Source organism: Marinobacter adhaerens HP15, from assembly GCF_000166295.1.
In the GTDB taxonomy this organism is placed as follows: Bacteria; Pseudomonadota; Gammaproteobacteria; order Pseudomonadales; family Oleiphilaceae; genus Marinobacter; species Marinobacter adhaerens.
The window spans coordinates 2475383-2501049 of sequence record NC_017506.1 but is presented as its reverse complement, the minus strand read 5'-3'; the positions used below and the strand labels follow the sequence as shown (position 1 = coordinate 2501049).

21 protein-coding genes are annotated in these 25667 nt (G+C 56.7%); 14 read left to right on the top strand and 7 right to left on the bottom strand.

Going from position 1 to position 25667, the window contains the following annotated elements; genetic code table 11:
• Window positions 1-53 precede the first annotated feature (53 nt).
• Window positions 54-1880 (bottom strand): flagellin N-terminal helical domain-containing protein, encoded by a 1827-nt coding sequence (locus tag HP15_RS23010; protein WP_014577675.1) that lies wholly within the window; start codon window positions 1878-1880, stop codon window positions 54-56.
• A 387-nt stretch (window positions 1881-2267) separates the two neighbouring features.
• Here HP15_RS23010 and HP15_RS23005 point away from each other — a divergent pair, with 387 nt between their 5' ends.
• From HP15_RS23005 to HP15_RS11805, 5 genes are all read left to right on the top strand, one after another.
• On the top strand, window positions 2268-4112 hold the full coding sequence (locus tag HP15_RS23005; RefSeq protein ID WP_014577674.1) for a flagellin N-terminal helical domain-containing protein: 1845 nt from the start codon (window positions 2268-2270) through the stop codon (window positions 4110-4112).
• A 70-nt stretch (window positions 4113-4182) separates the two neighbouring features.
• Window positions 4183-4617, top strand: coding sequence for a flagellar protein FlaG (locus tag HP15_RS11820; RefSeq protein WP_014577673.1), 435 nt, complete (start codon window positions 4183-4185; stop codon window positions 4615-4617).
• A gap of 247 nt (window positions 4618-4864) precedes the next feature.
• Complete coding sequence (fliD, locus tag HP15_RS11815; protein WP_014577672.1) at window positions 4865-6853, top strand: flagellar filament capping protein FliD; 1989 nt, start codon at window positions 4865-4867, stop codon at window positions 6851-6853.
• Window positions 6854-6889: 36 nt separating this feature from the next.
• Window positions 6890-7288, top strand: coding sequence for a flagellar export chaperone FliS (gene fliS, locus HP15_RS11810; RefSeq protein WP_014577671.1), 399 nt, complete (start codon window positions 6890-6892; stop codon window positions 7286-7288).
• 165 nt (window positions 7289-7453) lie between these two features.
• The gene (locus HP15_RS11805) at window positions 7454-8665 is read left to right on the top strand and encodes an argininosuccinate synthase (RefSeq protein ID WP_041645340.1); all 1212 of its coding nucleotides are present in this window, start codon (window positions 7454-7456) and stop codon (window positions 8663-8665) included.
• On the opposite strand, the gene HP15_RS11800 is transcribed toward HP15_RS11805, so the two are convergent.
• Together HP15_RS11800 and HP15_RS11795 are read right to left on the bottom strand one after the other, a co-directional pair.
• Window positions 8662-9687, bottom strand: coding sequence for an AraC family transcriptional regulator (locus tag HP15_RS11800; protein WP_014577669.1), 1026 nt, complete (start codon window positions 9685-9687; stop codon window positions 8662-8664). The genes HP15_RS11805 and HP15_RS11800 overlap by 4 nt on opposite strands.
• A gap of 298 nt (window positions 9688-9985) precedes the next feature.
• Window positions 9986-10957: a response regulator gene (locus HP15_RS11795; protein ID WP_041645339.1), complete on the bottom strand. Its 972-nt coding sequence runs from the start codon at window positions 10955-10957 to the stop codon at window positions 9986-9988.
• A 111-nt stretch (window positions 10958-11068) separates the two neighbouring features.
• Here HP15_RS11795 and HP15_RS11790 point away from each other — a divergent pair, with 111 nt between their 5' ends.
• The 3 genes from HP15_RS11790 (at window position 11069) to HP15_RS11780 (ending at window position 13272) form a co-directional block, all read left to right on the top strand.
• The gene (locus HP15_RS11790; protein WP_008171349.1) at window positions 11069-11551 is read left to right on the top strand and encodes a YajQ family cyclic di-GMP-binding protein; all 483 of its coding nucleotides are present in this window, start codon (window positions 11069-11071) and stop codon (window positions 11549-11551) included.
• A gap of 78 nt (window positions 11552-11629) precedes the next feature.
• Window positions 11630-12967 carry an AmpG family muropeptide MFS transporter gene (locus HP15_RS11785; protein WP_014577667.1) on the top strand — a complete coding sequence of 446 codons (1338 nt, stop codon included), beginning with the start codon at window positions 11630-11632 and terminating at the stop codon, window positions 12965-12967.
• Window positions 12967-13272 (top strand): MGMT family protein, encoded by a 306-nt coding sequence (locus HP15_RS11780; protein ID WP_014577666.1) that lies wholly within the window; start codon window positions 12967-12969, stop codon window positions 13270-13272. Before HP15_RS11785 ends, HP15_RS11780 begins: the two co-directional genes overlap by 1 nt.
• Window positions 13273-13313: 41 nt before the next feature.
• Here the strand turns inward: HP15_RS11780 and HP15_RS11775 are convergent, their stop codons facing one another.
• Window positions 13314-14075, bottom strand: coding sequence for an SDR family oxidoreductase (locus tag HP15_RS11775; protein WP_014577665.1), 762 nt, complete (start codon window positions 14073-14075; stop codon window positions 13314-13316).
• Between the two features lie 282 nt (window positions 14076-14357).
• Between HP15_RS11775 and HP15_RS11770 the strand changes: the two genes are divergently transcribed.
• The 6 genes from HP15_RS11770 (at window position 14358) to gspD (ending at window position 20879) form a co-directional block, all read left to right on the top strand.
• Entirely contained in the window at window positions 14358-14906 is a 549-nt protein-coding gene (locus HP15_RS11770) for an FxsA family protein (RefSeq protein ID WP_008171362.1), read from the top strand.
• Window positions 14907-15100: 194 nt separating this feature from the next.
• Window positions 15101-15388: a co-chaperone GroES gene (groES, locus tag HP15_RS11765; RefSeq protein WP_008171363.1), complete on the top strand. Its 288-nt coding sequence runs from the start codon at window positions 15101-15103 to the stop codon at window positions 15386-15388.
• A 78-nt stretch (window positions 15389-15466) separates the two neighbouring features.
• Window positions 15467-17119, top strand: a complete 1653-nt coding sequence (gene groL, locus HP15_RS11760; protein ID WP_008171364.1) for a chaperonin GroEL — start codon at window positions 15467-15469, stop codon at window positions 17117-17119.
• Window positions 17120-17252: 133 nt separating this feature from the next.
• Window positions 17253-18044, top strand: coding sequence for a type II secretion system protein N (gene gspN, locus HP15_RS11755; protein ID WP_014577662.1), 792 nt, complete (start codon window positions 17253-17255; stop codon window positions 18042-18044).
• Between the two features lies 1 nt (window position 18045).
• Entirely contained in the window at window positions 18046-18897 is an 852-nt protein-coding gene (locus tag HP15_RS11750; protein ID WP_014577661.1) for a type II secretion system protein N, read from the top strand.
• 32 nt (window positions 18898-18929) lie between these two features.
• Entirely contained in the window at window positions 18930-20879 is a 1950-nt protein-coding gene (gspD, locus tag HP15_RS11745; RefSeq protein WP_041646276.1) for a type II secretion system secretin GspD, read from the top strand.
• Between the two features lie 4 nt (window positions 20880-20883).
• Here the strand turns inward: gspD and HP15_RS11740 are convergent, their stop codons facing one another.
• From HP15_RS11740 to HP15_RS11730, 3 genes are read right to left on the bottom strand one after another with little or no spacing between them, the layout of a single operon-like run.
• The gene (locus tag HP15_RS11740; protein ID WP_014577659.1) at window positions 20884-22881 is read right to left on the bottom strand and encodes a M48 family metallopeptidase; all 1998 of its coding nucleotides are present in this window, start codon (window positions 22879-22881) and stop codon (window positions 20884-20886) included.
• 11 nt (window positions 22882-22892) lie between these two features.
• Window positions 22893-23480, bottom strand: a complete 588-nt coding sequence (locus HP15_RS11735) for a LemA family protein (RefSeq protein WP_014577658.1) — start codon at window positions 23478-23480, stop codon at window positions 22893-22895.
• A 22-nt stretch (window positions 23481-23502) separates the two neighbouring features.
• Window positions 23503-25563, bottom strand: coding sequence for a putative bifunctional diguanylate cyclase/phosphodiesterase (locus tag HP15_RS11730; RefSeq protein WP_008171375.1), 2061 nt, complete (start codon window positions 25561-25563; stop codon window positions 23503-23505).
• Window positions 25564-25667: the final 104 nt, after the last annotated feature.

The window sequence follows — 25667 nt, the reverse complement described above, 5'->3', positions numbered from 1 at the left end:
CAAAAAAAGAGGGCCCGGTTTGCACCGAGCCCTCTTGGGTTTGCTCTTTAGGTTTAACCCTGCAGCAGCTGTAGAACCTGCTGCGGTCTTGCGTTGGCCTGGGCCAGAACAGAGAGGCCGGCCTGCTGCAGGACCTGGGTTCGGGCAAGTTCGGCGGATTCTGCGGCGAAGTCAGCATCGCGAATACGGCTGTTGGAGGCCGACAGGTTCTCCGACGTAGTGGCAAGGTTCGCGATGGTTGATTCGAAGCGGTTCTGTACGGCGCCTAGTTCTGCTCGATAACCGTTGATGGTGTCAATTGCGTAATCAATTGAAATCATTGCTAAATCCGCGCCATCTCGGCTCGAAATGTCGACGCCGGTAACGGCGTAGGTGTCGTCAGCAATTGTGGCGTTGACAGCCTGGTTGTAATCGTCGACACCGCCGAAGATGCCATCTCCATCGATATCTGCATCAATAGTGATGTCGAAGGCTTCACCGAACTGCGATGAAAAAATAATCTCATCGTTATCGGAATTCAGGTTTGCGCGGATGCCTGTTTGGGTGCTTTGAGCATTTATCTGGCTAACAATGTCGCTCAACGATCCCATGCCTTCGAAAGTAAACACATCTCCGTTGATATCGACTTCGAAGTTGTAGGTGTCGCCATTCGCGAATGATTGAGCAAGCGTCAGATCTTCAGCGCCGTCGATGCTGGTTAGTGCTCCACCGATGGAATTATTGGGCGTTCCAGTGCCATCCTCAATGCTAATCGTACCGGGATCGACGTCATCTGCAGGAGTTGCAGCACCTCCGTTAGTGATGGTGAGTGTCCCGCCCGCGTTCGCTACGGTCAGATCTGGATCTTCATTTGCTTGAAGCTGAGCTTGCAGTTCCGCAGCGACATCATCGAAGTCGGAGCCTGCAGTGATCGGATAATCAACGCCGCCGAAGGTAATAGTACCGCCGTTCGTAAAGTCCAGGCCTGATACGTCGATCGTATCCGTTCCGCCTGCACCGGCAATGTTGGTCCCACCGCCAGTGTTGTCAGCAGTGGTGCCTGCAACACCGCTTGCGTCTGAAATGCTAAACGATGTCACCGGGAAATCCGTCGACGTTGGATTAGTAATGGTGAGGGTGTTGCCATCGACTGTGACTGTCACTTCCGCCAGGTCTCCGCCGCCGTTCTGAATCTCTGTTTGCAGCGCGGTGGCGAGGGCATCGGCATCAGCATAGGAAGCGGCAGCGATGCTCACATCTTCACCACCAATTGTGCCAGTGATTGTGAGATCCGTTGTGAAATCCAGGGTCGACACATTCAGATCAGTTGTTGCAGCTTCTCCCGGCCCAATGACATCGGTCGACAATCCAGCGGTCTCTTTCAGCACCGAGCCAATCTGGCTGCCGCGAGAGTCAAGACCGCTAATTGCGATGGTTTCCCCCGTATTGGCACCCACCTGGAAAGTTTGGGTGTCGAAGGTGCCGTCGAGAACTTTCAGACCGTTAAAAGAGGTTTGAGCAGCAATTCGATTGATTTCCTCGATGCGCTGCTGAACTTCCTGGTTCAGCGCCTGACGATCCGAAGGACTGTTGGTAGCGTTGGCAGACTGAACCGCCAGCTCACGGATACGCTGCAGGTTGTTGGTAATTTCATCCATAGCCCCCTCGGCAGTCTGAGCCAGAGAGATGCCGTCGTTGGCATTTCGCTGGGCCTGGTTGAGGCCTGCGATCTGTGACTGGAAGCGCTCAGAGATTGCCAAACCGGCAGCATCATCTTTTGCAGAGTTGATGCGCAGGCCGGAAGACAAACGCTCAAGAGCCACATTTGCCTGGCCCTGCGAAGCATTGAGGTTTCTTTGAGCGTTCAGCGAAGCGATGTTGGTGTTAATGACCTGAGGCATATCAATTCTCCCTGCTCAGAGGTGCCGAAAGCCAGGTGCCCGATCACGAAAGAGGGGAACCGTTCCCGGCGAAATTCGTTTAATTGCCGTTTTGCAGGGTTGAAAGCGAATCGCGTGCCAATATCTAAATTTGATCCCTATCCTTCTGTTTATTATGATAAAAAATGTTCAGGTTGGCTGAGGTGTTCTGGCTGTGCGCCAATCTGCTGCCGCTGACGAAGGCACTAAATTGCCGGTTTTACATTTGTTAACAAAAACAGTGGATTTTTTTCTAAAGCAACGAGTTTCGGCGCCGTTAAGTGGAGTAACAGGGCGGCGCTCCCAAACTGAAAAACGGGCGCCAGACCTTTTCCATGAAATAACGACATCAGTCGAAGGAGAAGCATAATGGCTCTCGGTATCAACACTAACGTTGCATCGCTCTCAGCCCAGAATCAGTTGGGCCAGTCTCAGAATCTTTCCAATCAGGCTCTGGAGCGTCTTTCGTCCGGTCTGCGCATCAACTCTGCAAAAGACGATGCAGCGGGCCTCGCGATTTCCACGCGGTTCCAGTCCCAGATTTCTGGCCTGAACGTGGCTACTCGTAATGCCAACGATGGTATCTCTCTGGCCCAGACCGCTGAAGGCGCACTGGACGAGATTACCAACAACCTGCAGCGTATCCGTGAGCTGGCCGTTCAGTCTGCCAACGCTACCAACAGCGACTCGGACCGTGAGGCGCTGAACCAGGAAGTTGATCAGCGTATTGCAGAAGTAAACCGTATCGCGAGCCAGACCTCGTTCAACGGTCTGAAGGTTCTTGATGGTACTTTCGGCACCCAGGCGTTCCAGGTAGGCGCGAACGCTGGTGAGACCATCTCCGTAGCTGGTCTGGATTCACGTGGAAGCCAGTTGGGCGCAACTATCTCTCAGACTTCCGGCCTCGCAGCTACCTCTCTTGGTGCCGGTGACGCTGGGGAAACTTCTCTGGATGTTTCTGGCCTCGATTTCTCTGGCGACATCACTGTTTCTTCAACAATCGGTGGCGAGACTATTGATGTTGCTGCTGCGACCTATGCTGATGCTGATGCACTTGCGCAAGCTATCCAAGGCGAGATTGATTCCAACGGTAACCTTGCTGATGTGACTGTAGCTGCCTCAGATGATGGCAACTCCATCGTGTTCAGTAATGCCAGCACTACTGACATCGCTGCAACGATTGATATTTCTGACGCATCTGGTACCCAAGTCAGTGTTACTGGGGCTGATGTCTCCACGACTGATGGCTCAACCACGGCGACCCAGGTTACTCTTTTTGATCCGAGTACTTTGGACTTGGACTCTGGCGTTACCGGCTCTTTTGACGTTACAGATGACTCATCCAACACCACCACTGTAAGCTTTTCTCTGGCAGCGGGCACCGGTAATACACTGGCGGATCTCACTTCTGCTGTCCAGGCCGGCTTGACTGCTGCTGGTTTCACAGCAGGCACTGATTTGGGTGCGGTTGACGATGGCAGTGTGGTCCAAATAGAGAGCGACTCAGCAGTCACTTACGATATAGCAAACATCACAGCCAGCGATGGCGGAACGCCAAATGCGTCTACAGGCGGCTCTGTTTCCACTCTGACCGCAGCTGAAGAGCAGACGGTAGCTTCTCGTTTCGAAGCCGGTGAAACAACTTCCTTCTCCCTGAACGTTGCAGGCGAAGCAATCGAAGTGACCGACGCGAGCAACCTGCAGGATGTTGTGGCTCAGATCAATGGCGCAACCAAGGACACCGGTGTGTCTGCGTTCCTGAGCTCTTCCGGTGACGACATCGTATTCGCGTCCGCGAAGGGTGAGAACTTCACAGCGTCTATCACTACCGACGTAGATGGTGATGGCACTAACGAAGTGGACCTGACTGTCGATTCCTCAACGGATCCGAACTCCAACGTTTCGGTTAATGGACTGGATATCAGCACTCGTGCTGGCTCCGACCAGGCGCTGGTAGCCGTTGACTTCGCAATCGACCAGGTCAACCAGTTCCGGTCAGACCTCGGTGCGGTTCAGAACCGTTTCGAGTCAACCATCGCCAACCTGAGCACGTCTGTTGAGAACTTGAGTGCTTCCAATAGCCGTATCCTGGACGCGGACTTCGCAGCAGAAACCGCGAAGCTATCCAAGGCCCAGGTGCTGCAGCAGGCCGGTATCTCCGTCCTGGCTCAGGCGAACGCCCGTCCGCAGCAGGTCCTGTCCCTCCTGCAGTAAGGGGCAAGCGGTAACAACCGGAACCTTCGGGTTCCGGTTTTACTCCGTCTAAGGGTAGCGAGGTAAAGCTATGAATGACGTTAACCTGAACAGCCCGGATCTGAAGCTGGTTCGCACCAGTGATCAAACACCGGCTCGGGCAATTTCGTCATCTCAGGCCGAAGGCAGGAATGCCTCCGACCTTGCTGGTTCGTCTGCCGCAGTTACTCAGACTCAGAACCCTCAAGTGACTTCAGAGCTGTCTAAAGCTGAAAAGCTGCAGGCGAAAACTGAAGCCACTCGGGATGAGCTGGATGATGCGGTTAGCCAGCTGAACGATTTTGTTCAGAATGTGCAAAGGGATCTACAGTTTGAAGTGGATAGTGACTTGGGTCAGACGATCGTGAAGGTTGTTGATCAGTCGACAAAAGAAGTTATCCGCCAGATTCCCGATGAGCTAGCATTGAGGTTGGCAGAGAACTTGCAGCAGGATGAGCCGCTGACGTTGTTTAATATTAAGGTTTAAACAGTCAAAGCTGTTGCACTTAGTTAAACGACGGTATTTCAGCACCGCCGCACCTGAGAGGGTCCGGCGGTGTTCTGCGTTTTGGTCGTAGGTTTGAGTATTGATCGGGCAGAGCGCTTTCGGGCTCAGAGTCGGTAGTCTTTGTTACAGCCTGTTACAAATCGGCGTGAAGAAAAGGCAAAGTTTTGCCGCTTTTTGCCGATAAACTGAACAATGAAGAGATTCGCCCCCTTGAGGAGGCACTTTAATGGCAAGCATATCATCGTTAGGTATTGGCTCCGGTGTTCTGACCTCCGATCTGGTTGATCAGTTGGTTGCGGCGGAGCGCGCGCCCACTGAAGAGCGATTAACGCAGAAAACCGAGCAGACGCAGTCGCTGATCTCGGCTTACGGCAAGCTCAGGAGTGCGATTACCGAACTTCGACTCCCAATGCGCCAGCTGAGTGCCCCGGATAACCTCAAAGCGTTTTCGGCAAGTTCGTCGAACGAAGAGATTTCCGTGTCGGTCGACAGCACGAAAGCTAGCCGAGGCACTTACAGTGTGGAAGTTACCAGCCTGGCTGGAGCTCAGGCGCTAGCCTCCCGCGACGTATTTGCTGATCGTGATGCCACCAGCGTTGGCCAGGGCAGGCTTACCCTGAACGTCGGTGACAAGACAACAAGCATCACGATTGATAGTAGTAACGACACTCTTCAGGGGTTGGCTAACGCAATCAACGACTCCGACGCCGGTGTTTCCGCTGGCGTTATCGATACCGGTGACGGCTTTCAGTTGGTGCTTTCGGCCGATGAGACCGGCACCGCCAATGCCGTCAGTATTGCTGTCGCTGACGATAGTGTTGGAACTGGCACCGATAACCAGGGTTTGTCCCGGTTTGCCTTTAACTCCGGAATGGATGCTGATTCTGGGCTTCGCGAAACCATTGCAGCAACCGATGCGGTGATGGAAATCAACGGGGTCGAGATCACTCGCGCCACAAACAGTTTTGAGAACGTCATCGACGGGCTGACATTTGACCTCACGGCCACTGGATCCTCTGTGATCAAGGTGCAGCAGGACTTGGGGGCCGTGACGGATCGGGTCCAAGGGTTCGTAGACAAATTCAACGCACTTCAGTCAACAATCGACAGCCTCGCTGGCTTCAATGCGGAGGCGGGCGTTGGCAGTCTGCTAACGGGCGATAGCACGGTTCGTTCCATTCAGAACCAGTTGCGCCAAGTTCTCACCCGTGTTGTTCCCGGCTTGGAAAACTCTGCGGTTCGGAGTTTGGCTGATGTAGGAATAACGACAAACTTCGAAACAGGTGGTCTGGAATTTGATAGAGCCAGGTTTGAAGAACAGCTCAAGGCCAACCCGGATGACGTGACCGCCTTATTTGCTGAACAAGGGCGGACAACTGACAGTCAGGTTGAGTTTGTGCGCAGCGGACTTAACACAGAGCCTGGCAAGTACGATATTAACATCACCCGGGCCGCTACTCAGGGCACGTTGGTTGCCGGGAGTGCGTTGGCAGATGGAATTGTTATTGACGATTCCAACGATGAACTGACGTTCAAGGTAAACGGGGAGACGTCGGTAAGTGTTCAACTGACGCAACAGACTTATGGGTCTGCTCAAGAGCTGGTTGATGAAATCCAATCCCAGCTAAACAGCAATAACGCACTTAATGCAGCTGGCACGTCGGTGCAGGTCGAGCTGGACGGCAGCGGCAATTTACGCTTTACGTCTGCTGACTATGGCGACGAGTCGGCCGTTTCTCTGGAGTCTGCAGAGAATTCAGCGGTTTTCGGCCTTGATTCAGCAACCGAAACTGCCGGCCTTGATGTCGCTGGCACAATAGGCGGGCGCGCTGCAGAAGGAGACGGTCAGGTTCTGTTTCTCGGAAATGGGAACGGTGGAGCCTCTGGCCTCCAGGTGAGAATTTTAGGTGATGAAACTGGTGCCCGAGGCTCTATCACTTTTGTTGAGGGCGTGGCTGAACGCACAGTCGATCTGGTCTCCAGTTTCGTTGGCGCGGATGGTGCTATTGAGTCACGGACTGAAAGTCTTAATCGGGACCTGGAACAGATCCAGGCGAGTCAAGCACGACTTGAAGAGCGCATAGCGGCCTATAGGGAGAGGTTGGTGAGCCAGTTCACCGCAGCTGATTCCCTGATTTCGCAGCTCAACAGTACTCAGGATTATGTGAGTCAGCAGCTTGCTGCGCTGGCTCCTCAAAACAACCGGGACAACTGATTAGTTTAGATCGGTTAGGAACTCAAGAGGTCTTTTATGAACGGCTTGCAGGCATACCAGCGTGTTAACAACCAAACAAGCACAATTGATGCAGATCCTCATCGATTGATTCAGCTGCTATACAATGGTGCTATTGAACGCATCAATATGGCAAAGGCCCGTATGCAGGCTAAAGACGCCGCGGGCAAGGGGCAGTTGATCGGGAAAGCCATTGATATTATCGGTGGTCTCCGCAGCTTTCTCGATTTTGAAAAGGGTGGGGAGTTGGCGCCCAGACTTGAAGCCCTTTATGACTACATGGAGCGGACCTTGCTTCAAGCTAGCGCGAAAAATGATGTAGAAAAGCTTGACGAGGTTTTATCTCTCCTTCACTCCATCAAAGAAGGCTGGGATGGAATTCGTGAAGAAGCTGTTGGGCAACAGCGCGCCGGCTGAGTTCGCGAATCCCTCGCTGGAAGCATGGATCAGATGAGCCCAATCATCTGATCCATGCTTCGACCCCTGCCTAATACCCCGGCCCAATAGCCATTCCCCCCGCTCTCCCGTACAATACTGCCCTTATTTTCAACACATCCATTCTGTTCAGTGTGGAGCAAGGGCATGTCTGATATCAAAAAGGTGGTGCTGGCCTATTCCGGTGGCCTGGATACTTCCGTCATCGTTCGGTGGTTGCAGGATACCTATAACTGTGAGGTGGTAACGTTTACCGCCGACATTGGCCAGGGCGAGGAAGTTGAGCCGGCGCGGGCGAAAGCCGAGGCGTTGGGTGTTAAGGAAATCTACATCGAGGACCTGCGCGAGGAGTTTGTGCGCGATTACGTGTTCCCGATGTTCCGCGCGAACACCATCTACGAAGGTGAGTACCTGTTGGGTACGTCCATTGCCCGTCCTCTGATTGCCAAGCGTTTGATCGATATCGCCAATGAAACCGGCGCCGACGCCATTTCCCACGGCGCAACCGGCAAGGGCAACGATCAGGTTCGTTTCGAGCTGGGTGCTTACGCTCTGAAGCCGGGTGTGAAGGTGATTGCACCCTGGCGTGAGTGGGACCTGAATTCCCGCGAGAAGTTGCTTAAGTACTGCGAAGAGCGCAACATCCCGGTGGAAATGAAGAAGGGCAAGAGCCCGTACTCCATGGATGCCAACCTGCTGCACATCTCTTACGAAGGCATCAACCTGGAAGATCCCTGGGCGGAAGCCGAGGAAGATATGTGGCGCTGGAGTGTGTCTCCGGAAGCCGCGCCGGATGAGCCGACCTATGTTGAGCTGACCTACAAGAAGGGCGACATTGTTGCCATCGACGGTCAGGACATGAAGCCCCACTTGGTTCTGGAAACTCTGAACAAGCTGGCGGGTGCCAACGGCATTGGCCGTCTGGATATCGTCGAGAACCGCTACGTGGGCATGAAGTCCCGCGGCTGTTACGAGACCCCGGGCGGTACCATCATGCTGCGTGCCCACCGTGCCATTGAGTCCATCACGCTGGACCGCGAAGTGGCGCACCTGAAAGACAGCATCATGCCGCGCTATGCCGAGGTGATCTACAACGGTTACTGGTGGTCACCGGAGCGTGAGGCGCTGCAGGCGCTGATCGATCAGACCCAGAATTATGTAAACGGCACCGTTCGCCTGAAGCTCTACAAGGGCAACGTAGACGTGGTTGGCCGTAAGTCTGAGGATTCCCTGTTCGACGAGAAGATTGCTACCTTCGAAGAAGATCAGGGTGCGTACGATCAGAAGGATGCGGAAGGCTTTATCAAGCTGAATGCCTTGCGTCTGCGGATTGCCGCCGGCAAAGGCCGCAAGCTTTAAGTCTGCTCTACGGACGCCCGGAACTCTCCGGGCGTCTTCCCCGTTACCGCCTTGAATTTCCTGTGAAACGACGTGGTTTCACTGTATCCCAGCCTGAGCGCAATATCCGGAATGGCCAACTCGCTGTTGCGAAGATAGTCCTCGGCCATCTTTTGCCGCACTTCATCTAATAGTTTTTGGTACGACACGCCTTCCTGGCCGAGCTTTCTCTGTAGAGTCCGGCTGGTCATCCCCAGGTCTTCCGCCACCATGTCTTGCCGGGTAATGCCGTGCATTAGTTGTTGCTGAATGCTGTGGCGGACCTTCGAAGTCAGGTCGCTGTCGGTATCCAGGGAAGCCAGCTGGCTCAGAGCATGGGCTTCCAGGGTTTTGCGCAGGAGAGGGTCCGGTTGCCGCAGGCGGGTTTCCAGCAGGCTTTTCTTGAGGGTGATGCTGTTTTCATCTGCTGAGAAGGTGACCGTGCAGTGCCAGCGTTCCTGGTAGGCCGTTTCAAATTCTGAGCCCGGAGAGGCCCGACGGAGTTTTACCGAACTGGGTGACGCCTCCTGATTGTCCGCAAGCCAGCGGGCGTAGTTCACCCAGGAGGCAAACACGTTATCCACCAGTTGCGGCCGAACGACAGGATCGGTGTAGTTGCAGTTCCAGGTCAGTTTGATGTCGTCGCCTTTCATAGCGAGGCTGGTGGTGCCCATGTCTCCAACGAGTTTTTCGAACGGCGCAATGCGTGCCACGGCTTCGCCGAGGGTGGCGCAGCTCATGGTGATGTAGCCAAGCACACTGTAGGAGCCAGGTTGAACGAAGTCGCCGGTTTCCAGGCCCAGGATCGGGTTGCCGGTTTGTTCGCACAATAAACGGATAAAGTGCTGGAACTGCTCGCCGTTAATGCGGCCGTCGTCGGTGTCCAGGATGTTCTGGTCCAGTTCGGCCTGGTCGAAAAGGCGATTGATATCCACGCCGGCGGATTCGGCAGCACGAACGTATTGGCGCAGGGCGGCGACAGAGGCGGTTCCGAGGGTTTTCATGGTTACAGCACTGTTTTTGGAGTCGTTATAGCCGGAGTATAACGGAACTGGTGCGGAAACGTCTGGAGCGGAAAATAAAAGGCCAGCTAAAAAGCTGGCCCAAAAAACAAGGAAAGAACGAAAGTGCCTGAAAAATTCGTTAATCCGGTGGATTCGATTCCCCATATGGCGGCAGAGGTACTACTCGGCTCCTCCACCATGGGGGATACTGCTTAAATCCACAACTGGAGAATAAGTCGTCCGGCCTTTCCTGTCTGTTTGTGAAGTGTGTATCAGTGTTACCGAGTGTGTCGCCGCTTCAGGCGGTCGCTCCGATCTCCGGCGCGGTCTCGGTAAACCGACGCGTATCGTAGGCATCTACCAGCCCTTGCACCGCTGCCCGTTCCATATCCTGGATCGACGGTGTGCCGTTCTGGGCGTCGGCTTTGCACAGCACCATGCCGGCTTCCACAGAAATATAGCCGGCCGTTGTTTTCAGGGCCTTGTGGTTGATGCCGTCGAACACGCGCCGGAAGGCGGTGGTGGTGCAGTGATCACTGTTCGGGAAGTAGGCAATAATCGCGAACTGGTTGTCGCCAACGCGGCACAGGGCATCAATGGGGCGAATCAGGGTGCTCAGTCGGCGGGCAATGCCGATGGCCAGTTCGCTCATCACTGTGGGCGGGTGTTTGCGCTTGAGTTCCTGCCAGTTGCGAATGCCGCACAGTACATAGGCAGAGCAGCCGCCTCGGGATTCAGCGTGGCGCAGCATCTTGGTCAGACGCTCGCGACCGTATTTGGTGTTGCAGAGACCGGTTTCCAGATCAATGATGTTAGTGGATTCCAGCTCCCGGTTGTTCTCGATCAACAGGGAGTTGGCCCGCAGCAGGGTGTTCTGGCGGTCGGCCATTCGGTCTGCGGCAAAGATGCGGGGGATCAGTTGCTTGGTCATGTCGGACTTGTAGATGAAGTCGTCCACGCCCCGGTCGAAGGCTTCTGAAAGCGCCTCGACGCTTTCCCGTGCCGTGAGCAGGATCACGTAGGTGTAGTGATTGTTCTGCTCGTCCTGTTGTCGCACCTGGTCCGTCAGCTCAAGGCCATCCATCTCGGGCATCAGCCAGTCGGCAATCAGCACGCTTACCGGTCGCTGTTCGATCAGCTGCAGGGCTTCCGGTGCGTTATTCACGATGCGTACGTCGCGATATCCGGCATTTCGCAGCGTGCGGCCAACCACCATACTGCTGAATTTCGCGTCGTCTACTACCAGGATGGGAAGGTCCAGATTTGGCATTGTTATCTACTTTTAGCAGTCCGTTGTCAGGTGCGAGAGATGCCGGGGGTTGGTATCATCCCCAGCAAATTGAAGAAGTATACCTTCTTACCCTGTTGGAGAATAACGACCATGCCTTCTTTTGACATTGTTTCAGAAATCGATATGCACGAAGTCACCAATGCGGTCGACCAGGCCAAGCGGGAGCTGGGTAATCGCTGGGACTTCAAGAACGTGGAAGCCGACATTGAGCTGGATGACAAGGGCATTACCATTAGTGCCGAGCAGGAGTTCCAGCTGGAGCAGCTGCTGGACATGCTGCGTATGGCCTTTGCCAAGCGTAATATCGATGCGCGAGCGCTGGCCGAGGATGGCGACAGCAAGTCCGGCAAGCTGGTTAAACAGCACCTGCTGCTGAAGCAGGGCATTGAAACCGATATGGCCAAGAAGATCGTGAAGATGATCAAGGACCAGAAGATGAAGGTCCAGGCCAGTATCCAGGGCGACAAAGTGCGAGTGACCGGCAAGAAGCGGGATGATCTTCAGGAAGCGATCGCCATGCTGCGCGAAGCTGAGCTGGATATCCCGCTGCAGTTCAATAATTTCCGCGACTGATCCGGAGGCTTCACCATCTTAACCGGCACCCGCCTGACCCTGATCCGGGACACGCTCCATACCTATACCCGTTGGCAGGTGATTGCCCTGCTATTCCTGGGCTTTTCGGCGGGGCTGCCGTTCCTGCTGGTGTTTTCCACGCTGAATGCCCGTCTCGCGGATGTCGGGGTGGAAACCGCCACCATCGGGTTCTTCAGCTGGCTTGGTATTACCTATTCCATCAAAGTGTTCTGGGCGCCGGTGGTGGACCGTCTGAAACTGCCGCTGCTCGACCGGCTGCTGGGTAAGCGGCGAAGCTGGATTATCTTTGCTCAGGCAGGTATCGCCACGGGGCTGTACCTGATGGCTCACGTGGATGCCACGGCAGCGCCGGAAATGATGGCCCTTTGTGGCCTGCTGGTGGCGTTCTCCTCTGCCACCCAGGACGTGGCCATTGATGCCTACCGCATCGAGATTGCCGAGGAACGGCTCCAGGCCGCCCTCGCCGCTACGTACATCTTTGGCTACCGTCTGGCGCTTCTGGTTGCCGGCGCCGGTGCTCTCTACCTGGCGGAATTCTGGTCCTGGCAGGTGTCCTATGAAGTCATGGCGGCCCTGGTGGGAGTTGGCGCGCTCACGGTGCTCATTGTTCGCGAGCCCAGCGTAAACCACTTTGCCGCCGCCCAGGACATTGCCCACAAGATCGAACAAGAGGCCGCCAAGCTAACGCATCTGAATCCCCGCCTGGCGAGACTGGTTGGTTGGTTCTACGCCGCCGTGGCCGGCCCGTTCCTGGATTTCTTTCGCCGTTACAAAGAGCTGGCTCTGGTTATCCTGCTCATGGTGGCCGTTTACCGGATCTCCGACATCGCCATGGGCGTTATGGCCAATCCCTTCTACCTGGACTTCATGGGTTTCAGCAAAACCCAGGTGGCGGATGTCACCAAGATCTTTGGCTTCTTCATGACCATTGCCGGCTCGCTGGTCGGCGGTGTAATGGTGGTTCGCTACGGGGTTCGCCGGATTCTCCTGCTTGGCGCAATCATGACCGCCGCCACCAATCTTCTGTTTGTCGTTCTGGCCCAGTACCCGCCCAACATCATTACCCTGGCCGCCGTGGTGAGCGCCGATAACCTCAGTGGCGGCATTGCCAATGTTGCCCTGATTGCCTGGCTCTCCAGCATGACAAGTGCCTCGTTCACGGCTACGCAGTACGCACTGTTCAGTTCCCTGATGACTCTGCCTGGCAAGTTTCTCGGTGGGTTCTCCGGCATTGTCGTGGCGGGCTTTGGTTACGCCGAATTCTTCCTGGTGGCCGGCATAATGGGCGTGCCTGCCATTCTGTTGGCGATTTTCATGATCCGAAATGGCCATCGACTGGATGCGTTGGCACCGCGCAATGAATCGAAGCCTGATGCAGAAGCGATGAGCCCTTGATGTCCGAACCGACCAAAGACCAGAAAATCTGGCAAGTCGTACTGGCCGTGCCGGAGGGAAAGGTGGTCAGTTACGGCCAGGTTGCAGAGATGGCAGGGTTGGGCCGGCAGGCGAGGTACATCGGAAAAGCCTTGGGCAAGTTGCCGGAAGGGCATGTCGTACCCTGGTATCGGGTGATTCGCAGTAACGGCCAGATTGCCTTTCCCGTGGGGTCCGAGAAATTTGAGGAGCAGGTTAGCCGGCTTGAGGCTGAAGGTGTCGAGGTTAGCGACGGGCGGGTTTCGATGTCTCGGTTTCGATGGTAGTGGGGCGCTCTGGGCGCCCCACTCAATGGTAGCTCGACCCGTTAGAGCCGAAGAGCCCCATCCACTTCAATCATCCGCCCTGACACATAGTCGTTCTCAAAAATGAACGCCGCAGCCGAAGCAATCTCTTCGGGCTTGCCCATGCGCTTGAGCGGAATGCCGGCCGTCATTTTTTCCAGGGCTTCCGGTTTCATGGAGGCGGTCATTTCGGTCTCGATGAAGCCCGGGGCGATACCGGCGCAGCGGATGCCGTAGCGGGCGAGTTCCTTGGCCCAGACCGGAACAAGGGCAGAGACACCGGCCTTGGCAGCGGAGTAGTTGCTCTGGCCCATGTTGCCGGCGCGAGAGATGGAAGCGATGTTGATGATCGCACCCTGATCACCGTTCTTGATCATCTGGGTCGCTGCCTCGCGGCCGCAGAGAAATACGCCGGTAAGGTTTACGTCGATAACCGCCTGCCACTGGGACAGCTCCATGCGGCGCTCAACTTCGCCATCCTTCACTTTGACCATAAGCCCGTCCCGGAGGATACCGGCATTGTTAACCAGGCCGTTGAGGTGGCCGAAGTCTTTTACGATGGCCTCGAAGGTTTTTTCTACCTCTTCCTCTTTCGCAACGTTGCAGACGTAGCTTCTGGCCTCAGCGCCCGCGGCCACGCAGGCGGTGACGGCCTCGTCCAGCTTCTCCGGCATCAGGTCGATCAGCGCAATTTTTGCACCTTTGGCCGCAAGGTATTCGCCCATGGCGCGGCCAAGGCCCTGGCCGCCGCCAGTGATTGCAATCACGGAATCTTGAAGTTTCATGTTTTGCCCTAACTACTGTTATCAGGTGGTTTTACGGTTGCTGTGCGTCCCAACTCATTACGACGTCTTCTGCATGGGTGCCAGCGTCACCAGAGCATCCCCTCCGTGGAACCGCTACGAGCACGTCCATGTGCGCTTGTTTCCGGCCATCCATGGCCTCCAACATTCCACGGAGGGGCTGCTCTGGCGTCGCATCTTGACCTGTGCGAGCCGCCTTTCTAATTTCGAGGGTGTGGAGTATACCAGACCTTCTTAAAGCCACATTCAGACCCTGAGGTCCCGATGTCAGTGTTTCTGTTCTTATTCATTATCATGCCAATCGCCGAGATGGCGGTGTTGATTCAGGTGGGTGGCATGATTGGTGTGCTCAATACCGTCGGGTTGGTGTTGTTGACCGCCGTGATCGGCGCCTGGCTCCTTCGCCAGCAGGGGTTGGCAACGCTTTTGAAGGCCAATCAGCGACTGAATAGTGGCGAATTGCCGGCCAAGGAGGTTGCCGAGGGGCTGATCCTTGCGATTGGTGGTGCGCTATTACTAACACCTGGCTTTATTACCGACACGGTCGGGTTTCTGTGCCTGATACCCGGAACGCGCCACTGGCTTGCAGCACAGGCGCTCAAGCGCATGGTCGTTGCTGGTCAAAGCCGTGGCAGCAGCTTCTATTTTCGCGCCGGTGGTGGGTCCAATCCGTTCGGGCAGGATCCGTTTGGCGGCCAGGAGAACCCGTTCGGCCGGCAGCGGCCTTTTGATCGGGACAGCAATGGCGACATCATCGAAGGCGAGTACCAGGATGAGACGGAATCCGATCGGGACCGGATCGAAAAAAAGTGAAAAAATTTTCTCTCCGGGGTGTTGAAAACACCTACCAGCTACCCCAAATAGAAACCACAAGTTCGCTGCGGGCTGATTTCCACTGAAAACAGTTGGTTATCCAGCCGGGCAATTTGTCGGACCAGGCGTTGCCTGTCCGACCTACATCAACAATGTCATTGCCACATTAATCTGACTATTGGAGAAACCGAGCAATGAAAATTCGTCCGCTACACGATCGTGTTGTCGTGCGCCGTAAGGAAGAAGAAGAGAAAACTGCGGGTGGCATCGTGCTGCCGGGTAACGCCAAAGAGAAGCCTTCCCAGGGCGAGGTAATTGCCGTTGGTAACGGTCGCATCCTGGAAAACGGCGAAACCCGCTCACTGGCGGTCAAGGTGGGTGACACCGTGGTCTTCGGCCAGTACGCCGGGAACACCGTCAAGATCGATGGCGAAGAGCTCCTCATCATGAGCGAGAGCGACATCTACGGCGTGCTTGAGTGATCGCTGAGGCGAATCGCACGAACTCTCATTAATCCGATTGATTCAACAACTTCGGTTTAACGAACAGGAATAGAAGACATGGCAGCAAAAGACGTTAGATTCGGTGATAGCGCACGTAAGCGCATGGTCGCGGGCGTCAATGTACTGGCAGACGCGGTTAAAGTGACCCTCGGCCCGAAAGGCCGTAACGTGGTTCTGGAAAAGTCCTTCGGCGCGCCGACCATCACCAAAGATGGTGTTTCCGTAGCCAAGGAAATCGAACTGTCTGACAAGTTCGAGAACATGGGCGCCCAGATGGTGAAAGAAGTGGCTTCCCAGGCCAACGACACCGCCGGTGACGGTACCACTACCGCAACCGTTCTGGCTCAGTCCATCGTTAACGAGGGCGTGAAGGCAGTGACTGCCGGCATGAACCCGATGGATCTGAAGCGCGGCATCGACAAGGCCACAACGGAAGCCGTGAAGGCAATCCGTGATATGGCCAAGCCCTGTGACGACAGCAAGATGATCGCTCAGGTAGGCACTATCTCTGCCAACGGTGACGATACCATCGGTAAGATCATCGCCGATGCAATGGAAAAAGTTGGCAAGGAAGGCGTTATTACCGTTGAGGAAGGCCGAGGCCTGGAAGACGAGCTGGACGTGGTTGAAGGTATGCAGTTCGACCGTGGCTTCCTGTCTCCGTACTTCATCAACAACCAGGACAACATGTCTGCCGAGCTGGAAGACCCGTACATCCTGCTGGTCGACAAGAAGATCTCAAACATCCGCGAGCTGCTGCCGGTGCTGGAAGCTGTAGCCAAGGCTGGTAAGCCGCTGCAGATCATCGCTGAAGACATTGAGGGTGAAGCGCTTGCCACTCTGGTAGTGAACAACATGCGTGGCATCGTCAAGGTAAACGCCGTCAAGGCGCCTGGCTTTGGTGACCGTCGCAAGGAGATGCTGCAGGACATCGCGATCCTTTCCGGTGGTACCGTAATCTCTGAAGAAGTCGGCCTGACTCTTGAGAACACCACCCTGGATGACCTTGGCACAGCCAAGCGTGTGAACGTCACCAAGGAAAACACCACCATCATCGGCGGTGCTGGTGCGCAGGCGGACATCGAAGCTCGCGTTGAGCAGATCCGCAAGCAGATCGAAGACAGCTCTTCCGACTACGACAAGGAAAAGCTGCAGGAGCGTGTTGCCAAGCTGGCTGGCGGTGTTGCCGTTATCAAGGTTGGTGCCGGTTCCGAAGTGGAAATGAAAGAGAAGAAGGCCCGCGTTGAAGACGCGCTGCACTCTACCCGCGCCGCGGTTGAAGAGGGCATCGTACCGGGCGGTGGTGTAACCCTTATCCGTGCCATTGCGGCCCTGGACAAGGTAGACGCCATCAACGAAGAGCAGAAAGCCGGTGTTAACATTCTGCGCCGTGCCATGGAAGCTCCTCTGCGCCAGATCGTTTACAACGCAGGCGGTGAGTCTTCTGTTGTGGTTGCCAAGGTTCGCGAAGGCGAAGGTTCCTTCGGCTACAACGCCGCGACCGAAGCCTACGGCGATATGCTGGAAATGGGTATCCTGGATCCTGCCAAGGTCACCCGTTCCGCTCTGCAGGCGGCCGCTTCTGTGGCTTCCCTGATCATCACCACCGAGGCGATGGTTGCGGATGAGCCGCAGGACGAGTCTGCCGGCGGCGGTATGCCGGACATGGGTGGAATGGGCGGCATGGGAGGCATGGGCGGCATGATGTAATGCCGGCCTGATCTCGGCCCCTTAAAAACCCCGCGTTGGTTCACGCCAACGCGGGGTTTTTGTTTTTTTGTCATGAACTTGCCCCATGGCTTTGCTAGACTCGGCTTCCGGTCCATTATCTGTGCAACGCCGAATGAGTGACGCTGAACCCAAATCCTTTCTCCGCCCCGGCAAGGTATTTTTGCTCCTGCTGCTGGGCGCTCTGGTTTATCTGCTGTCACTGGTCTTTCTGGTTCCTGCGGGATGGGTCTGGCAGCAAGCCTTTGCCCATGTATCTCTGCCTCCCCAGGTAAAGGTTCAGCAGGTTGCCGGCAAACTCTGGGATGGTGAAGCCGGGGTTGTGGTGGCCGGTTTCCCGGTGCGTGTTGACTGGCGCCTTTATATGCCGTCGGTCACCAGCCTGGAATGGCCAGCCCGAATTTCCCTGGAATCGTCGCAATCCTCGCTCAACGGCGATGTTACGGTGGGCTGGCCGGCCAGTGCCCAGCTTGATGCCAGCGGACGGATCACGGTGGCCGAGTTTGAGGAGCTGGTCCGCCAGAGCGGCGGCGCCATGATTGAAGGCGAAGTCATGATTGACCGTCTGAATATGGCCTGGGCCGATAACCGGATTACGCGGGCGGAAGGCCTGGGGCGCTGGGATGGCGGCCTGGTGACCTGGCCAATGGGTGGCCAGCGTGGGCAGGCCGAGTTTCCGCCCATGCAGGCGACGATGGATACCTCCCAGGGTGGTGTGGCGCTGACAGTCTCCGAGCAGGGCGGCCAGGGGCCGGCAGCAGATGCCACCGTGTTCTGGAACGGAATGATGGAACTGCGTGTCTACAAGCGTATGGTGGATCTCGCCGGCCAGCCCTGGCCCGATTCTGCCAGCCCCGGTGATGTCGTATTCCGGGTACGCCAGCCTCTCGTACCGGGGGCAAGATAATATGGCGCTGTTGAGTATTCCGGCCCAGAGCCGGATTTCCCGGATCCTCGCCAACCTGTTGCTGTTGGTTCTGGTGGTGTATCTGGCCAATACTCTCGCCCGGATGACCTGGTTATACGCCTGGGACGACCGGCCGGTTCCAGACGCGCCGGTCGCAGCCGGTGCAGGCAGTCTGTCAGGCGGTAGCCGTTTGACAACGTCCATAGCCGTTTACGATTTCTTCGGGCGGTCTGAGCGACCGGTCGAAGTGGCCGATGCGGTTCGCCGCTCGGCTCCGGAAACCCGGCTTCGGCTCCGGCTGGAAGGGGTACTTGTCGCACAGCGCCCGGAGGACTCCGGTGCTATAGTTGCTGGGAGCAATGGAGAAACCGCATATTACCGGGTAGGGGAGATGCTACCCGGCAATGCAGAGCTGGCGGAAGTGGAACCCGGGCGTGTTCTGATTCGTCGGGGTGGGCGATACGAATCCCTGACTTTCGAGGAACAGTCTTCCGAACTGGTTGCAGAAGTGACCGAGGAGCCTGCAGAATCATCACCGGATGAGTTCCTGGCCAGCGCCCGTGAACAGATTGACAGCCAGGGCATTGCCGCACTGGCGCCTTTCGGGTTGACCCCGGTGGACAATAGCGGCATGTCCGGTTACGTGTATGACGGCTCTAACGCCATGCTCAACGCCGTCAACCTGCAGGCCGGGGACGTGATAACGGCTATCAACGGTCAGCGGCTGGGCGATATCAGCCAGGATAAGGCCCTGCTTGAGAACTGGCGCGGCCAGGCCCAGCTGGAGATAGAAATCGAGCGTGACGGATCCATCCTCACCATCAGTTATGCCATACCCGAGCAGTGGCGCTGACCGGGTTCATCGAAACAGGACGAAATCGCCAGATGTATAACCACAAGATCAATGTTTTGCGGGCCATTGTCCTGCTTTTTCTCCTTCCCTTTATGTCCATGGCGCATGGGCAGGAAGCCGAGACATGGCGGCTGAACCTGAAAGACGCCGATATCCGTGCGTTCGTGACCCAGGTCGCGGACATTACCGGGTACAGTTTTGTGGTGGATCCGAGGGTGAAGGGCAAGGTAACGGTGCTCTCCAGCGCGCCCATGAACAAGGACGAAATTTACGATCTGTTCCTGGCGGTCTTGAATGTTCACGGTTTTACCGCCATCCCGGGCGCAGAAGTGATCAAGGTGGTGCAACAGGTTGATGCCAAACAGTCGGCGGAGATTCTGGAGCGCTTTCCCGAAACCCCCTCCGAGCAGCTGATCACGCGGGTTATCCAGATTGACAACGCCAACGCCCTGGAGCTGGTGCCGATTCTGCGCCCCCTGGTGGCGAAATACGGCCATCTGGCCGGGGTGGCCGCCGCCAACGCCCTGATCATCAGTGATCATTCTTCCAATATCCAGCGCATCGAGCAGATTGTCCGGGAGCTGGATAGCCCGTCCAAATACGAAGTGGAAGTCATCCAGCTTCAGGAAGCCTGGGTGGGTGATATGGTGACGCTTCTGCAGGAACTGGCCCCGGATGAACTCGGCCGGGCCGGCGGCGACAATGCCGCCAGAAAATACAGCGTGACCGCAGATGAGCGCAGCAACCGCCTTATCCTGCGGGGCGATGAGACCTTCCGCGAAAAGATGCGCGGCCTGATTCGACAGCTGGACCAGCCCTCTGCCACCGGCGGCACCACCAAGGTCCTGAGGCTGAAACACGCCGACGCCAAAAACCTGACTGAGATCCTTAAGGGTGTGATGGGCGAGCTGGTGAAAGAAGGTACTGGTTCGGGAAGCGGCGGCGCCGCCAAACCGCAAAGCAGCTTTGCTGTTTTTGCGGATGAGGGGCTGAATGCGCTGGTGGTAAGGGGTGAGCCATCCCTGATGCAGGAAGCCGAACAGATTGTTGCGGCGCTGGATGTGCGCCGCGCCCAGGTGATGATTGAGGCGGCAATTGTCGAGATCAGCGACGAACTGGGCCAGGATCTGGGTGTCCAGGTTGCGGTCGGTGACGAGTCTGGCGAATCCACGCCGGTTGCCGGCACCAATTTCGGTAACGTGGGTCGCAGCCTGGGTGAGGTGCTCAGCGCGATTCTGACCGGATCCGCCATCACGCCGGCTACCGGTGGTATCACCATCGGCGCCGGCCAACGGAACGAAAATGGAGTGAGCTGGGGGGTTCTCCTTCAGGCACTGTCCACGTCTGCCGCTGCAAACCTGTTGTCCACGCCAAGCATCATTACCCTGGATAACCAGGAGTCCGAGATCATCGTGGGCCAGAACGTGCCTTTCCGTACTGGCCAGTCCACCGTCACCGGCGATGGCACCACCAATCCATTCACCACCATCGAGCGTCGCGATATCGGTCTGACCCTCAAGGTTACCCCGACCATCAGTGCCGACGGCCTGGTGCGTCTGGTGGTGGAGCAGACCACAGAAAGCGTGGCAGACAGCATCGAGAACGCCTCGGATATCGTCACCAACAAGCGGGAAATCAAGACCACCGTACTGGCGGATGATGGCGAGACCATCGTGCTGGGCGGTTTGACCCGGGATGATTACCAGGTCAACAAGAGCAAGGTGCCCTTGCTGGGTGACATCCCGTTCGTTGGTCGCCTGTTCTCCTCCGAATCGGAGCGCCGGGTGAAGCGCAACCTGCTGGTGTTCCTGCGCCCCAAAATCATGCTGGGCAAGGAAGAGGCCGTTGCGGCTACTTCCGACAAGTTCAATCAGCTTTGGGACGTCAATCTGAACATCCGGGAGAAGCTGGGTATCCCCACCGAAGAGCAGCGTCCGACAGTGGACGCGCTGTTTGAAGACGGCAGCACCCGGGTCCAGTAAGCGCTCAGACAGCCAGTGGCGGCATCGGGCAATCCATCTGGTCCGCCACCAGCCGCATCAATTCATACTCCCGGGTTTCCACTTTCCCGTCGCGGGTAATGCAGTGCCCACAGGCATCGATGATTGCCGGTTTCAGCAGCGGTGAAAGACCGTTCAACGCGGTCAACGCTTCCCGTAGCTGGCGCATGGTGACTTTTTCCAGAACCGGCTCCACTCCATCCTTCGCATTCATGAAGCCGGCCATGGCCTCCCGATAGAGCTTCTCGGCGTCAGATTGGGGCTCAGACCCAGCCCTTGCCATCAAGCTCAGGAGCCTCTGGAGGGCCGGCATGACCGGTTTGTAGCTCCTATAGCGCACCGGTACCACTCTGGCTGCTTCGTCGCCCAGGTGGCGTGACAGGAAGCTTGTCAGAGCGAGTTCAAACAGGGTAACCCGGTTATCCGCCGCCACCAGTTTCTGGACATTGGTAATGAGCAACTCCCGCTCTTCCGGGTCCAGCTTGCGAAGGGCAGGCATGGCCAGCTCCAGGGCAGGGAAACGGACGCCATCGCCGATGGTTTTCAGCGCCGGCAGCAGTTTCTTGAGTAGATCCGGCTGGCTGCCCAATACCGGGTGTGCCGGCAGCAGGTTCAGCCGTTCCGTTTGCTGTGGACGCGGCAGTTCGCTGATCAGCATGGCATAGCAGAGCTGCGTGGCCCCGGCCCGGGTGTACAGCAGGTTTCGGAAGGTGGCTGGCAGGCGTTCCAGAAAACGCAGGGCGAAATCTTCGCTTTGCCGGTTGATAGTGCCGACCTGATCTGAAAATTTCCGGGCCGGTTTTATGGTTTTTTCCGGGCTGGATGCAAGCGGTGAGGTTCTGCCACTCCTGCCGGTAACCGGCCCGAGTATGTCGGTTGCCGCGCCACTAAACCCGGACGCGCCCGCTTCTGGTGCTCCAGAGCCTCCCCGGTATAGGTCGGCACCTGGTTCGGTATCCCTGAGCCGGCTGCGTAATCTGGCCAGCATGCCGGGCTGAATGGCATTGATTCGCTCATCTATGGGCGGGTGGGATGCCAGCAAAGAGGTGAATTTCATCCGCGCACTTTCGCCAAAACACATGTGATTCATGTCGCTGGCGTGGCTGGTTGTGTCCAGGTAGCCGCCCTTCATACCAATCTTGAACAGGGCGCCGGCAATACCCTCGGGGTTACGCGTAAACTGCACGGAGGATGCGTCTGCCAGCATTTCGCGTTGTCTGGAGACCGCCGCCTGTATCAGCCGGCCGAAGAAAACGCCCACATAGCCAATCACAAAAAGCGCCAGACCAATGATGCCCATGGCCGCCTGGGCCCGACCGTCCCGTGATCGACCCACACGGTGGCCGCGGTAGAAGGATGCGCGCAGCAGAAAGCCGCCAATCTGTCCGATCATCAGGATGCCGGCAAGCAGGGCAATGAGCCGAACGTTGAGCCGCATGTCCCCGTTGAAAATATGGCTGAATTCATGGGCGACCACGCCTTGCAGTTCGTCCCGGGATAACTGGGTGATGGCGCCGTGGGTGACGACCATGACGGCCTCACCGGGAGTGTAGCCGGCCACAAAAGCGTTGATGCCGGTTTCCTGATCCATCACATAGAGTTCCGGCACTGAGACACCACTGGCAATAGCCATTTCCTCAACGATGTTGCGCAGTTTGCGCTCGTCACTGTCGCGGGTATCGGGGTCAATGGGCCTGGCGCCAACCATTTTGGCGACCCGGTCGCCACCTCCCGCCAGATCAACCCAGCGGAGCAGGGAACCCAGAACAATCAGGGAAACAACCGTAACGGCGGTCAGCAGGCCATGATTGGAGAGCAGCCAGTGGTGGAACGCAAGACCGGAGGATTCACTACGGGTTACAAAATAACCCACAAGGCAGACGGCAAGCGTGATAAACGCGACCGCCGTCAGGAAAAGAAAAACCAGCAGAGTGGTGTTGCGCCGGGCGTGGGCCTGGCGCTGAAAGAAACCGGGATGAGCCATGACTCAGGGCCTCAGAAGGCCACTTTCGGTGCCTGACGGGCTTCCGGTGATTCCAGTTCCAGTTGCGACGTTTCCTTGAACGCAAACATGCCGGCGATAACATTATTCGGGAACTGCTCCCGGAAAATGTTGTAGCTCATGACGCCATCGTTATAGGCCTGGCGGGCAAAGGCGACCCGGTTCTCGGTGCTGGAGAGTTCTTCCATCAGTTGCTGAATGGTTTCGTTGGCCTTCAGCTCCGGATAGTTCTCGGCCACGGCGTAGAAATTTGCGAGCGCCTTGGTGAGCAGGTTTTCGGCGCTGCCCAGGCGTTGGATCTTGGTTCCATCGCCAGGATCCTTGGCGGCGTCTTTTTGGGCGCTGACCGCATTGTTACGGGCTTCCATCACCTGGGTGAGGGTGCTTTTTTCGTGGGTCAGATAGGCTTTTGCCGCTTCCACAAGATTCGGAATAAGGTCGTGCCGACGCTGCAGTTGAACATCAATCTGGGCAAACCCGTTTTTGAACTGGTTGCGCAGGGAAACCAGGCGGTTGTAGATAAAGACCAGATAGAAAACAACGACGGCGATAACGATCAGGCCGATAACAGTGGTTCCCATGGCAACTCCTAGAGGTAGTGGTTCAGAGGTTATTTTCCACGATCTGCTCGTGAAAACCTTTAACGAAGGTCTCAAATTCACGCGGCGGCAACGGCTTGCTGAAAAAATAGCCCTGGGCGAGCTTGCAGCCACGCTGGCTCAGGTAATATTCCTGCTCTGCCGTTTCCACCCCTTCAGCAACCACTGACAGGTTCAGACTCTTGCCAAGGTCGATGATGGTATTGGCGATTCGGGTATCTTCCTCATTGACCAGCAGATCGCGGATAAACTGTTTGTCGATCTTCAGATGCTGTACCGGCATCTGTTTGAGGTAGGTCAGTGACGAGTAGCCGGTTCCAAAGTCGTCCACCGCGATGCTTATTCCCGCTTTGTTGAGTCTGTGGAGTTTGGCTACGGCGTCTGACAGGTTGGTCATGAAGCTGGTTTCTGTTACCTCCAGCTCCAGCCGACCGGCCGGTATCTTGTGTCGTCGCAGGGTATCGAGAATATCATCGACAATGCTTTCCTGGCGCAGCTGAACGGCCGAGAGATTAACAGCAATACGAAGCGGCGAGCCGTCCGAGGCCCAGCGAGCTGCCTGCCAACAAGCCTGGTCCAGAACCCACTGGCCAATTTCCACGATAGAGCCGTTTGCTTCGGCCACCGGGATAAAGAAGTCGGGGGGAACCGTGCCACGAGTCGGGTGCTCCCAACGTAACAATGCCTCTGCCCCGATTACCCGTTTGCTCTCCAGATTAATCTGGGGCTGGTAAACCAGATGAAATTGGTGATTACCAAGAGCCTGGGACAAATCCTTTTCCAGTTGCTTTCGGTCCCGGATTTCCTGGTCAATGCTGGCGACATAGAACTGGAAGTGGTTGTGACCGTTCTGCTTGGCCAGGGTCATGGTCTGTTCGGCACTCTGAAGCAGTCGGTCTGCCTTGCTGGTGTCGGAGGGGTAAAGAGCAACCCCCAGGGTGGCGCTGATTGAGATGTTCTGGTCTTCGACCAGCATGGGCTCATTGACACAGGCCAGGATTCGCTCAGCTGTGTCTGCTGCCTGGAACCCGTCCCGAAGTCCTTTCTGGACAACCACGAACTGGTCGCTGCCGAGGCGTGCAATGGTGAAGCGGGCATTGTCCAGTTTGTTGGTCAGGCGGTCGGCAACGGTCTGTAGAATAAGGTCCCCGGACCGGAAACCGCATTGCTCGTTCACCGATTTGAAATCGTCGATGCCGCAGACAATCAGCGACAGTTGGGCGTTGCGCCTGGCGGCATCCTCAATATCCCGCACCAGCAACTCCATGAAGGTATCCCGGCTGGGCAGGCCAGTGAGCTGGTCGTAACGTGAGAGACGGCTCACCCGGTCCTCCGCCTCGCGATGGCGTTTCTGGCTGTCGCCGATGGCCACCAGGAGGTTGTTGGTTGCGTTTACCCAGAGGCCAAGTTCGTCGCTCTGGTGGCCGGATGGCGTGGTGACCAGGCGGTCATCCGGGTGCGCAGGATCCACCTGCCTCACGGAATTGACAATTCGGAGGAGGGGGCGCGTCAGGAGCAGGTGGAATACATAGAACAACACCATGCCGAGAATGAGAGCTGTGGCCATGCCGGAAGCGAAAGTGACAGCCGCCCTGTCCAACCAGGTACGGGCCGCTGCTGCGGTGTCGTAGTGAACGTCAAGAAAGCCGTAGACGTCTTCCGGATTACCTTCGCGGAAAAGCGGCTCCCGATAGAGCCGATCGGCGTCAAAAATCGGATCGGTGACCGGGCGGAAAGCGGTTTCCTGGAGTGGACGGCTGCGATCTCCCAGTGGGTCGCCGTCAGGGTGGACGATGCGGGCCATGTGGACCGCTTCCTTGGCGAAGAGGCCGTCCACGACTTGTTGCGCGAGTTCGGCGTCGATGCTGAACACCGCCTGGGTGGCTGCGTCTTTCACCATCGCGATGGTTTGCTTGGCATCGCTATCCAGCCCTCTGGACACACGTTGGGCGTCCAGGATGACCTGTATGGCACTGACAACGACGCCACTGGCAAGGGCCACCGCAAGAATCCACCGTAAGATTCGATAGCCCAGGCGATGTTCAACCTCGAAGGAGTTTTGCATTCAAGCCTGTCTTGTTCCGGTTTTTGCAGAGCCGCTGATCTGCAAGGTTCAGGGCAAAGGTGTCGCACTTTGGGTGATGTGCGTGGGGGCTCACCCTGATGGTT